Genomic DNA, 12,283 nt, shown 5'->3' on the forward strand with positions numbered 1-12,283 from the left:
TTTTTGCAAAATTTAAAAAATGTGGCGAACAGAGTCACCACACTTTACGATTCCTAAACTATTTACGTACAAAAGGTTCGACATGCACTCCCTGCGGTAGCTTGTGCGGATCTTCCGGGTTGATACGGTCATAGAACATAATACCATCCAAATGGTCCATTTCATGCTGTACAACAATCGCTGCATAACCTTTGAACGTCAATAGCTCCTGTGTTCCGTCTGGTAAAGTGGCCTTAATACGAATTTTTTCGTAACGCGGTACATATCCGGCTACGTACCGATCTACCGACAAGCACCCCTCACCCTGCTCCAAATAAATCATGGACGTGGAGTGGCTGACTAACTTCGGATTAAACAACGCATACTCTACCGTTTTGTCTCCATCTTCATAATAAATAGCGCACATTCTTTTGTTCAAACCTACCTGGTTTGCAGATAACCCCACACCCGGGCGCAGTTCATAGCGGGTAGCCAGCTCTTCATTTTGGCTATTTTTCAGATAATCCAGCATCCATTGCATCTGTTGAAGATCCTCTTCAGATAGTGGCAAGCATACCGGATCAACCTTCGTACGCAAAATAGACTCCCCTTCACGCACGATATCCTTCGTGAGAAGCATGTCCATCGATTGATTACTCATTCGTCAGCCTCGATTCATTAAAATAAATATATTTTCATGTGATGTACTGCCATGTAATATGTGATGCGGTGCAAAAACTGTGGGATTTCCCGGTTTTCTGCAAGTTTTATCCCATAAATTATATCTATTCATGAAATGAATTGTCAAAATAAAGCGACGTTTTTTGGGGGGGAAATTGGCGCAATAAAGACCTCTACGGGGGCGTCCTACTCTTTTAGATTAAGTCATTAAATATACACTGCCTTTATTATTTATCACATTAAATGATTTTGTCTCTATATAAAAGCCTCCTAAATCATTTCAATGATCAGGAGGCTTTTGAAAATAATTTTTCTTACTATTAAGATGGCTGCTCCAACGCACTTGGAGCTTCACTAAACAGCTTCGCCTTTGGATTCGGGTGTGTCCAGGTATTATAATATTGCGAGTTCTTGCCGTAGGAATTGTCAATGACAACGTGCGGCATATCAAGCAGGCAGGCCAGAATGTGACCGTGTAGCCGTGAAGTGCGAACCTCGCGATAAGAACTGAACAGCGTAACCGCCTTGTTCATGAGATGGTCGGTGTACTTGTACCAGAATGTACGGGTAGGCAACGGGCCGCCGATTTTCTTATTCAGTCGGTAAAACTTTTGGAAATAGACGATCCCCTTCACTTCCAGCGGAGTGAATAAAGTATCCCAGTCCAGACGGTGAGCGGCATCAGCCTCGTCATCGAATTTTTTTTGGCCCCCCACCGTTTCAATATCCGTACGCAGGAAGTACAGTACGTCCTTCACGGTTTCCGTAGTCGGCTTCAATGGCCAGAGCTGGTGAGCCATATCAGGACATAGTGTGATACTGCACTGGTTCAGCTTGTCCTTAGCCCACTGATAAGAGCGAGTATCCCGCACAAACATATGTAGATCCGGGTGAGCATTAAACAGGGCAGCGACCTCATTAGCCTTCTGTTCAGATTGAAAGTGGATCGTTTGCGGCATAATCACAATTCGGTGGTTAGGGAAATCGCGAACGATGCGTTCCCGCAAATTTTGGTGATTTGAATAGAGATCGCCGAAGTTGCCGCCGCCGTGGCACACGATAATCCAGTCACCCGGAATTTGAAGCTGATCGGGAATATCCATGGCGCTATAACGAGCACGGACACGGATGCCATTATCCTTGAAGAACGCCTCGGTGCCTTTCATGATGAGTACATCCCCACCGTTATTATAGACGGGATAGTCGACATAAATGATATTCGAACCTTGGGGGACTACGTCGAGAATGACGCTCAGCTTATTTTTCAGTTTAGCCATGGGATGCAAATTCGGCATCTTTCAGTTCTCCCTTCCTGCGCTTCTTTTGTATAGTTTGAATGACAAATGTAATATCACTTTTATCAAAAATGATCCGTGATAGCGGAACATTGAAAAACATGGGGAACGAGAACAGTGAGAACGCCAACCGAACACAAGCGCCTACAAGCAAAGCAATCGCAATGCCATCCAGACCGAAGATCGGTGTACAAATAAAAAACAGACCGACGGTGATCGCATAGGCTACAATTTGCCGGAACAATACCAGTCCCGGACGCCCCAGCGCGTTAAAGGCCGAAGCCAGAATCCATGAGCCGCCACCAATGATACATTCCAGTGACAGCAGGTAGAACGTTAGCGATGCTTCCAGAAAAGCGGGGCCGTACAGCAAACCCAGCATGTATCGTCCAATGAAGAGAGCAGGCACAATGACGATTAGCATCGCAGCCATAGAGATGCGAAAAGCACGTCCTACCGTTTCGACAATCTTGCTGTGCTCCATTCCCGTAACCTTTGGAAAGGTAACGTTAGTGACGGCATTTTGCACTACATTGAACACACGAGACAAGGCGTAGACGACAGAGTACAGGCCGAACGCTTTGGGTGATAGCAGTGCCACAATAACGATTTTGTCCGTTTGTGTGGACAGCGTCCCCATCAACTCCATCCCGTAAACCCTCGCTCCATAGCTATAATAAGGACGAAGCACTTGGCGGCTGGTAAATGGGCGGAAAGTACGCAAATTCATATACTTGCGCAAACGGAGGAACGCCCACACTAGTGCAAGGAAACTCGCGGCAAAATTCACTGCTCCAGCCAGTTGCACATTGAGCAAGCCCATCAGCCACAGTGTCACCAGACCGATGAAATTCAGTAGTGGGTAGTAAAACAACAGACCATTATATACGCTAAATCGATCCAGCCCTTGCGACAATGCTGTCGTCAGCGCTGTAAGCACTGCCAGCGGTATGGCTGCCGCACAATAAAGCTGGGACAGTTGGATGATGTCCGCACCATAACCATTCAGCCACAGCGGCATGCATATCCAGGCCACCGCTCCTGCCAACAAGCTGGCAGGCAACTGAATCCAGAGCGACAACGCCAGCAATTCTTCCGTCGTGCCTGTTTTCTTCTTGATGTTATAAATTAACGACGTTGGTAACCCGAAGCTCAACACACTGCCGATCAGCGTAGGCCAGAACAGAACTGCCGCCAGTTCTCCTTTCCCCTCTACTCCGAGCATACGTGCGGTCAGGATGGAAGTCAGGGTCGTAACGATTAGCACAAAAAAATTGTTAAAGCTCGTGCGCATGATCGTTTTGGCGAGACTGTCACCCGTGAATACTTTCCTTGCTGCTGTCCATGTGCTCATGTTACGTCCAACTCCTGTTCCTTATTAAGCCTCTCGTCTCTATGCTCGCATCGCGTCTTTTGACGCACCTCCATCAGCCTACCGTTTTTTTGGAATTGCGTTCAGGCAACTGCCCCCCGCCAACAAGATCCTTTGGACTTGAAAAGATCGCTTTCAACGCTCTTCTATAGCCTTGAATGGCAGTATGATTTTTCTTGGGCTTTTCTCTCAAAATCTGATACAACGTCGTCCAGTATAGCGCTGCATAACCAATCGGCCCAGATCCCTCATCACGCAGTAAATGAATATGATTCATCACCCGCATATAAGTAACCTGCTCCATATTGTCGCGTGAGGACGGCGATTCGTGATGAAGCAGCGTAAGCGCCGGGTTAATGTACAATGGGCCGCTTTTCATTGCGATGCGCGAAAGTAACAGATCCTCGCCTACGCTATAGCTTTGCAACCAAGGTACCGGCTCTAGACTGCGAATCGCCTCACGGCGAAATGACATATTACAGCCATGAAAAAACTGGGTTCTAAACGTCTTCTTGGCCTTATGCCAGTTATACATCGAGCCGGACTGACCGCTGAGGGACAACCTCCCTTTGGACAAAGACTGCTGGAATGACAGCAAGCATCGAATCGTTCCCATGAAGCTGTTACTCATTCCCTGTGCAATACCGCCGACACCAGCAGCCTGCGGGTAAACCTCATAGGTACGCATCAACTCATTTAAATAGTTGCTCGGCAACTCAACATCATCGTCAAGGAACAAAATAATGTCACCCTGCGCAAGTTCAGCTGTCTTTACACGAGATAACCATAATCCCGGCTGCTCCTTACGATGATATCGGTAGGTAATTCCCGCTCCGCCCAACTGACGCTCATAGCGTTCCAGCACATGCTTCGGCAGTTCTCCGTCGTCAATAATCCATAGCTCGGTTTCACATGCCTCCGGTGCTCCCCCAATGGCAATTGAATTGATGCATCGGGTCAGATCGTCAACCCGATTTCGGGTGCACAGAGCAATGGACAAGCTTAACATCATACTCCCCCTTTATCCTGTCAATGTGTAAAAAAACAGATTACTGAACCGCCGGGCCTAAATATTCGTTATATTTTTGCTTGCGCGGGTTCAGAATGAACAACACCCCCTGCTTGTATCCATCTGCGGCATTAAAATTGCGACGCAGCGTTTCTTTGAGCATCAAGTAGGATAAGGTCCATAAAAGGGCTCCATACTGAATCACTCCAGCCTTTTTCAAAGCAAGAAAATAATAGTGGTTAATCGCTGTAGCCTTGGCTACTTTGCCCGCCTTATCGCGCGAGCTTGGAGATTCATGATGAATGATGGTTAAGTCAGGATTGATAACCAATTTGCCGTAACGGCTCGCTAACTGGCACATGTACAAATCATCAGCCACAGCATAACTGGTCATCCACGGATACGGCTTCATGTCCCGAAGCGCATCCCTCCGAAATGACATATTGCAGCCATGGAAAAATTCTGTATCGAAAACCTCTGTTGCTTCGCCCCAACGCAGCAAAGAACCTGCCAGACTACTAGGCGAGAGCTTGCCGAGGGATGAAGACATCTGAAATGTCAAAACGCCCAGCAGCTTTCCTGCCCGGCTCGAATGTAATCCCTTTGCAATCCCTCCAACACCCACAATCGTTTTATCCTGATCATAGGTATCGAGCAAGCGCCGGATATAGAGTTTATCGTCCAGTTCTGCATCGTCGTCAAAATACAGCACAATATCATACCGCACAAGGGACAAGGCCTCATAGCGAGATAACCAAACGCCGGGACGACTTTTTTTATAATATTTCAAAACGCTTTGAGGCAATCCGGATACCATGTGACGGTACTGCTCGATCTGTTGGTCGGAAATATCGCCGTCATCAACAATCAGCAGTTCTACAGCCGTATGCTCCAATTGCTGTTGTACTGCAATAGATTGTATACAGCGTGTCAGGTCTTCGATCCGGTTGCGGGTACAAATGATGATGGAGACATCGGACATGCCATTACCTCCTGTGTGTGTATCCAGATGCTTTGGAAGAGATATTCAAAGTTTTTCCAATTGCTGGATTATATATGTTTATTGTATCTTTGACAGCGTTTTAGTGTATATACCTCTTTTGTATACTTTTTCAGTCTCCAAAAGGGTAGACAATCCTCTAAAAAGAGCAAAAAAATAGGATTGGCTTCTAATGCCAATCCTGATTTACCCTTGGAAGTCCAGAAACAACGTCGCATTCACATACCGACGTGCCATGGACAAAAAATAACTATTTTGCACCGCTACTGCAGCCACCAGCAAAGTATTACGCACTGCTTCACACTGGTTAGGGGTCAAATGCTGTAAACGACTGGTGTATTGATCAGCCGCCTGAACCAGCAACTCCTCTGTCGCACCTTCCTGACGCTGCTGTACTGTAACGGAATCTCCGTTATCCTTTACATAGCCTGCACCAGCAACATCGAGCAGTTGGTCTCCGTTCGCATCCAGCTCCTCAAACAAAGTTGAGTAGGCAGCGTACAAATCGACCGGCTGAATCAGATCGTCCGTATCATCTTCGGGCTGTTGGAACAGGATATGAAATAGCTGACGAATGGATTCAAAATCAAGACATGATTTTAAATCTTCTACAATGAGCAATATAGCTGCCTGGTTGACCGAGTATTTTTTGCCGATCTTCGGAGCGCCGAGAAATTCCTTGAAGTCGCGTTTGACCCAATTTTGCATAGATGCTAGTGACACATGGCTGTACTCGACTAGTTGCCCCAGGGAAACAATCTCTTGCAGCGAAAAGGCTGCGCTGTGCTTACCCTTGATGATTTTATCTAGCACAGGTGTCACATCGGTGTATAAAAATGTCGGCATTGCGCTCCCGGAGCGGGCGAGATGGCTATGAGTGCGCCTCCAGGCGTCCTGCAGAACGGCCAAAGGCTGCAATTCGCGGCGACCTTCCATGGCCAGCAGCAAATGGGCCATATCACGACGAGTAAGGGTAAAAGACTCCATCTGCTTTCCTCCCTTTATTACATTTCAAGTTCATTTGAACTCATCATACGCCCTCAAACTAGGCTTGTAAAGTGAAGCAATGAGACGTGCGGGTTCTATTATGCCTTATTTTCTGTGTAAATTGGAGGTAGGCGACCTGCTACGATTCCATATGAACCTTGTATATTTTCTTTTAAGTTCTTAAAATAAGTTCAAGTGAACTTAAAATGGAGTTCCTTAAAAAAATTGAACGAAAAAGGGATGAGTGAAAATTATATGGGTATAGGTGTCAGTCTATTTTTGTTTGCGGTGTTGATTTTATTTAGTGCTTTCTTCGTGGCTACCGAGTTTGCGATTATTAAAATCCGTTCCAGCCGGGTCGATCAGCTGGTTGTGGAGAACCGTAAAAACGCACTGGCGCTACAAAAGGTCGTCAATAATCTGGACGGCTACCTGTCCGCCTGTCAGCTTGGTATTACGATTACAGCGTTGGGACTCGGCTGGCTCGGTGAACCGACCGTAGTCAAATTGCTGGAGCCTCTCTTTCAACAGCTCAACATCAATGGGGATTTTTCACATATCCTGGCCTTTATTATTTCATTCGTCATTGTAACTTACCTGCACGTGGTGATCGGCGAACTGGCTCCCAAAACATTGGCGATCCGCAAAGCGGAAGCTGTCAGTTTGTTAACCTCTCCAGTCATCGTGTGGTTTAACCGGATTATGTATCCGTTTATTTGGCTCCTTAACGGCTCGGCCAATCGTCTGGTTCGTCTGTTTGGTCTTCAACCGGCTAGTGAGCATGAAGAAGCGCACTCTCAGGAAGAAATTCAGATCATTTTGTCCGAAAGCGTGGAAAGTGGTAAGATCAATAACACCGAATATGGCTACGTAAATCGTATCTTTGCTTTTGACGAGACCGTTGCCAAAGAAATTATGGTGCCACGTACAGATATGGTATGCTTGTTTACGAATCGCTCGCTAAAAGAAAACATGCTGACTATTCACGAAGAGCAGTATACCCGTTTTCCGGTGGCGACAGATAGCAAGGATCAGATCATTGGTATGATTAATACCAAACAGCTATTCCTTGAGTATGATCGCAATCCCGAGCTTGTTTTCGACAGCCTGATTCAACCGATCTTGACCGTTCCGGAAGTTATCCCCGTCAACACACTGCTGAAACGTATGCAGAAGGAGCAGGTTCATATCGCTCTCCTGGTCGATGAATACGGTGGAACCTCCGGTCTCATTACCATCGAGGACATTTTGGAGGAGATTGTTGGCGAAATTCGGGACGAATTTGATAAGGATGAACGGAAGGAAATCGAGAAACTGACGGAGAACAGTTATTTGATGGATGGTAAAGTGATGCTTTCCGATCTGAGTGATCTGACTGGCTTGACATTGGACGATGAAGACGTGGATACTGTCGGAGGGTGGGTGTATAGCCGGGTTCCGGAACCTAGACAGGGCAAGGAATTCATAGAAGAAGATGTGAAATTTATCATTCGTGAAATGGGTAAAAATCGTATTCGTCGGGTGGAGATTATTTTACACCACACATCCCCCGCATCTGAATTGGAAGCAGAATCGGACACTTCTTCCCGGGAATGAACCGTGTGACCTGAGCGTTTATCTTTGCACTTGACACTTGTGTTCACTCCTACTGAAATGACATATTTCCAGGGCAAACGGCTTAGGTCGTTTGCCCTGCACGCGTGTAAGGAGGAGCTAGTAAAGTGGATATTTTATCTTCTATTATTATGGGAATTATTGAAGGGCTGACAGAGTTTTTGCCGGTCTCTTCGACGGGTCACATGATCCTTACGGCTGATCTTCTAGGATTAAACACAGAGAATGATACGGTCAAAACGTTTGAGGTTATCGTGCAATTAGGTGCTGTGCTGGCAGTCGTCGTATTATACTGGCGCAGATTCCTGAGCCTGTTTGATTTCAGACGCAAAATCTCGAGTCAGCCACGTCTAAACCTGCTACATATTATTTTAGCCATGATCCCAGCTGGGCTAATTGGCGTACTGTTCCGTGATGTAATTAAGCAATACCTGTTTGGTCCTGAAACGGTTCTCTATAGTTTAGTCATCGGAGGCCTGTTGATGATTGCGGCCGAGAAATTTCATCCGCCCATTAGATCACATACGTTGGATGAGATCACGTACAAACAGGCTTTTACCATCGGTCTGTTCCAAGTCCTAGCTCTATGGCCAGGCTTCTCCCGTTCAGGCTCAACCATGTCTGGGGGCCTATTCGCACGTGTAAGTCATACGGCAGCCGCGGAATTTACATTCCTCGTATCGGTTCCGGTCATGCTGGGTGCATCGGGTATTGATATGATTAAAAGTATGGATCATCTGTCTATGAGTGATTTTCCGGTGTTCGCAGCAGGCTTTATTACTTCCTTTATCGTCGGGATGCTGGCGATCAAAACATTCCTCGGTCTGCTCAAACGCTTGAGCCTGACTACGTTCGCCATTTACCGCTTCGTGCTGGCGGCTGTGTTCTTTTTCATTATTTTATAAGCCATTGTTTGGTACCAATAACCAATAACTAAAAAGGGATATCCATAGGGTCTGAATGATCAGCCTTGGATATCCCTTTTACTATTTTGCAGAAAGGATAGATCGTACTGAACGATCCCCCTATCATGCGTTCTGATTATTGTTTGGATTCCAGTGTAGTCAAATATTCCGAGATTTGAGCTGGCGTTTTAGCGTATTTGCTGTGCAAATGAGCAATTTTTTCGCCATTACGGAACACGAGCAGACTCGGAATGCCGCGCACTTGATTTTCGTCGGCAATCGGCTGGAATTTCTCCGCATCAAGCGCAAAGAAACGCTTATCCGCGTTTTCTTCAATAATGCCGTCCATAAATTTATCCAGTGTCTTGCAATCCGGACACCAGGTTGTATCAAATTTCACGACGGTCAGACCGTCACCGTTAATTAAATCCTGATATTGCTGCTGAGATTCGATGCGTTCCATTCGTTAGTCCCTCCTAGGTTGTATTTACAAAACATCTCCATATTCACATATGGAATTATATAAACGGAAGCTTATTCTTATATTGTAATGGTTCTTTTATAAATTGCAACTGGGACGGCTACATGTTTGACACTTGTCCCATCATTGCCGGGATCAGCGGTATTGCGCATCATAACGATTGGCTCGGCTAATCTGCTGTAGCGCCTGCCGCTCTTGTTGAGTTAGCGGTGCAATATCTGCAGCAGAAATATTATGCTCCAATTGTCCCAAAGAGCTTGCACCCGGGATCACAGCAGCGACAGTCGGATGTGAAAGGCTATAACGGATAGCTGTCTGCCCCATACTACGGTCCGCCCCTGCAAAAGCCTTTAATTGCTTACGCACGTCCAGCAGCTCTGCTTCTTCGTAGTCTAGGTATCCCTTCGCTGCCTTTTCTTCCCCCTTATCAGCCAATACACCGCTCGCTACGGGTCCACGTGCAATCACGCTGATTCCCCGCTCCTGAAGCAAAGACAGTACCTCTTCCTCTGCACGTCGGTCCAGTAAACTATACTGATTCATAACACTAACGATATTCGAGCGTTTGACATATTCACGGATGACGTGCGGGCGAATGGAGGAAATACCATAATAACGGATGACGCCCTCCCGCTGTAGCTGCTCAAAAGCCTCAATGGTTTCGTCTATCGGATCGTTAATTGTCCCTCCATGCAGCTGATACAGGTCGATATAGTCCGTTCCCAGGCGACGCAGACTTTCTTTAACAGCTGACAGGATATATTTCTTGGACGGGTCCCATCCCCAGCCCTCCTGCCCCGGTAGACGCCGATTGCCGACCTTGGTCGCCAGGATGACCTCCTGTCGCCGTCCACGGATCGCTGCACCCACAATTTCTTCATTGCGTCCGTGCTGGTACAAATCGGCCGTATCCAACAGGTTTACGCCCCTGTCTAACGCTTCATGAATCAAGTAAACAGCTTGCTGCTCCTCCGTACCGACCGACATACATCCCAAACCAATCTCACCTACCAGCAAATCTGATGATCCTAGGCGGTTTCTTTTCATTTATGCTCCCCTCACTTCCAATAACGTATAACTTTAAATTTTCAATATTTCTCTATTATACGAAAAAAACAACCCCAAAGGCATAGAGACTCCACACTCTCCAATCTTTGAGGTTGTTGTATACGATTCGTAATTAATTCGTAATTAATTCGTACTATCCGAATAGCCATTGAACGGCCTTAGGAAATTGACGTTGAAAACAATCCACACGATGTACCGCATCCTGATCCAGCTCAAGAAGCACATCTTTTGCATCCAGTCCCTGTGTCCGCAGCAACTCGTGTGCCTGGAGGGTGAGCGGAACCATATCTTTTTGTACATTCGTCTTCCCTTCACCTTCACGGGTCCCGACAGATATATAAAAGCGTTGTGTCCCATCCCTCACAGTTGCACATGATGCAGATTGCATATAATCAATCATACCCGGATACCAATACGAGCCTGAGATGGAACCGACGCGTCCGAATACGTCCTTATACTGGAAGGCGGCATACATGGAAATTAATCCGCCCAATGAGGCGCCGATAATGCCCGTATGCTCCGTTCCAGTATGCACTGGATATTTTGCCTCGACGTATGGCATTACTTTTGTAACCACAAACGCCAGATAGGCATCTCCACCACCACCAAAAGCAGGTCTTCCTTCTACTAAAGCAGCTGCCTTCCAAGGCGTATAATCATCCAGCCGATTTACGGGCTGAATACCCACCAGCACCACACGGGGCAGCTCCCCCGTAGAAAAACCTCTTTCCAGCTCATCTAATCCGCTTAGAAATAAAGAGCTACCATCCTGCACATACAGCACAGGATACAGCTCATTATGATTCACGGAGACGGGAGGTGTATAGACGTGCACAAGATACCCATCTAATGAAATTTCATCTACATGACCTTTCATCCTACACAGTCCCCCATGATGTAAATGTATGCATTACAATGCAGCATCTATTTCCTTGATCATTTCAGATACAGATTCCAGACCGTTACCTGACAGGTACCAGTAGTTAGGATCAAGGTATATAATATGACCGTTTTTAAATGCATTGGTTTTCTTCACCAGTTCATTCTCCATGGTTTGTTTACCTGTAACCTGCTCCTTGCCTTCTTCGACCACCACTGCTCCACGGTCAACGACAAAAATATAATCCGGATTTTTTTGCTGTACATATTCAAAAGAAACTTTTTGTCCATGCGTGGATACTTTAATGCCAGGATCTACAGGGGTTACGCCAAAAGCATCATGAATGATACCGAAACGGGATTGTGAGCCATATGCGCTCAGGCTTCCTTCATTTGTCAGCACGATCAGTCCTTTAGCTTTGCTCGCTACAGCCTTGTCATGTACGCCCTTGATGGAGCTATCAATCGCAGCCAGTTCCTGCTTGGCAGCATCCTCTTTGTCGAAGATTTGCCCCAGTGTTTCAACGTTTTTCTTAAAGGAATGGATATAATCCTTGGTGTCTACCGCCATCGAAATGGTCGGTGCAATTTTGCTCAACTCTTTATATGCATCAGCTTGTCTGCCGCCGATGATGATCAGTTCAGGAGACAGATCACTGATTTTCTCGTAATCCGGTTCAAACAGCGTGCCCGCACTTGCATATTTGGAATCTTTATATTTGCTCAAATACGTAGGAAGATCCTGCTGCGCCACTGCCGCAACGTCAACACCCAGCTTATCGAGCGTATCCAATGAACCAAAATCAAAGACAACGACATTTTTGGGGTTAACTTTGACTTGGACCGGGTTTTCATCCAGTGCGTGTTTGACCGAGATGGTTTTGGATTCCGTTGTTGCAGCAGAGGAGCCGTTTCCAGTCGTCTCTGGTGTTGCCGGAGCTGCTTTGCCACAGGCTGACGCGATCAGTACCAATGCAAGCATCAGCGTTAAAAACATCATATTTTTCTTCATT

The 12,283-nt window shown here is 46.4% G+C and carries 12 protein-coding genes; 2 read left to right on the forward strand and 10 right to left on the reverse strand.

What is annotated here, in order from left to right:
- Positions 1–58: 58 nt before the first annotated feature.
- The 6 genes from def to G9G53_RS18195 form a co-directional block, all read right to left on the reverse strand.
- The gene (def, locus tag G9G53_RS18170) at positions 59–640 is read right to left on the reverse strand and encodes a peptide deformylase (protein WP_165149468.1); all 582 of its coding nucleotides are present in this window, start codon (positions 638–640) and stop codon (positions 59–61) included.
- A gap of 340 nt (positions 641–980) precedes the next feature.
- A complete protein-coding gene (locus tag G9G53_RS18175; protein WP_165149470.1) occupies positions 981–1,955 on the reverse strand; it encodes a polysaccharide pyruvyl transferase family protein in 975 nt (324 codons plus the stop codon).
- Positions 1,930–3,309: a lipopolysaccharide biosynthesis protein gene (locus tag G9G53_RS18180; protein WP_029519252.1), complete on the reverse strand. Its 1,380-nt coding sequence runs from the start codon at positions 3,307–3,309 to the stop codon at positions 1,930–1,932. The genes G9G53_RS18175 and G9G53_RS18180 overlap by 26 nt, the downstream gene beginning before the upstream one ends.
- Before the next feature lie 73 nt (positions 3,310–3,382).
- Positions 3,383–4,336: a glycosyltransferase family 2 protein gene (locus G9G53_RS18185; protein WP_165149472.1), complete on the reverse strand. Its 954-nt coding sequence runs from the start codon at positions 4,334–4,336 to the stop codon at positions 3,383–3,385.
- Positions 4,337–4,376: 40 nt separating this feature from the next.
- Complete coding sequence (locus G9G53_RS18190) at positions 4,377–5,318, reverse strand: glycosyltransferase family 2 protein (protein ID WP_029519255.1); 942 nt, start codon at positions 5,316–5,318, stop codon at positions 4,377–4,379.
- 204 nt (positions 5,319–5,522) lie between these two features.
- The gene (locus tag G9G53_RS18195) at positions 5,523–6,323 is read right to left on the reverse strand and encodes a DUF1836 domain-containing protein (RefSeq protein WP_039273781.1); all 801 of its coding nucleotides are present in this window, start codon (positions 6,321–6,323) and stop codon (positions 5,523–5,525) included.
- A 225-nt stretch (positions 6,324–6,548) separates the two neighbouring features.
- Here G9G53_RS18195 and G9G53_RS18200 point away from each other — a divergent pair, with 225 nt between their 5' ends.
- Positions 6,549–7,919, forward strand: coding sequence for a hemolysin family protein (locus tag G9G53_RS18200; RefSeq protein WP_165149474.1), 1,371 nt, complete (start codon positions 6,549–6,551; stop codon positions 7,917–7,919).
- 125 nt (positions 7,920–8,044) lie between these two features.
- The gene (gene bacA / locus G9G53_RS18205; protein WP_029519259.1) at positions 8,045–8,842 is read left to right on the forward strand and encodes an undecaprenyl-diphosphate phosphatase; all 798 of its coding nucleotides are present in this window, start codon (positions 8,045–8,047) and stop codon (positions 8,840–8,842) included.
- A gap of 136 nt (positions 8,843–8,978) precedes the next feature.
- Here bacA and G9G53_RS18210 read toward each other — a convergent pair whose 3' ends face one another.
- The 4 genes from G9G53_RS18210 to G9G53_RS18225 form a co-directional block, all read right to left on the reverse strand.
- Positions 8,979–9,305, reverse strand: a complete 327-nt coding sequence (locus tag G9G53_RS18210; RefSeq protein WP_025721930.1) for a thioredoxin family protein — start codon at positions 9,303–9,305, stop codon at positions 8,979–8,981.
- 153 nt (positions 9,306–9,458) lie between these two features.
- The gene (locus tag G9G53_RS18215; protein ID WP_165149476.1) at positions 9,459–10,370 is read right to left on the reverse strand and encodes an aldo/keto reductase; all 912 of its coding nucleotides are present in this window, start codon (positions 10,368–10,370) and stop codon (positions 9,459–9,461) included.
- Positions 10,371–10,524: 154 nt separating this feature from the next.
- On the reverse strand, positions 10,525–11,268 hold the full coding sequence (locus G9G53_RS18220; protein WP_165149478.1) for an alpha/beta hydrolase: 744 nt from the start codon (positions 11,266–11,268) through the stop codon (positions 10,525–10,527).
- A 33-nt stretch (positions 11,269–11,301) separates the two neighbouring features.
- Positions 11,302–12,282, reverse strand: coding sequence for a siderophore ABC transporter substrate-binding protein (locus G9G53_RS18225; protein WP_165149480.1), 981 nt, complete (start codon positions 12,280–12,282; stop codon positions 11,302–11,304).
- Position 12,283 lies beyond the last annotated feature (1 nt).

The organism is Paenibacillus sp. EKM206P (assembly GCF_011066155.1).
GTDB lineage: Bacteria > Bacillota > Bacilli > Paenibacillales > Paenibacillaceae > Paenibacillus > Paenibacillus polymyxa_D.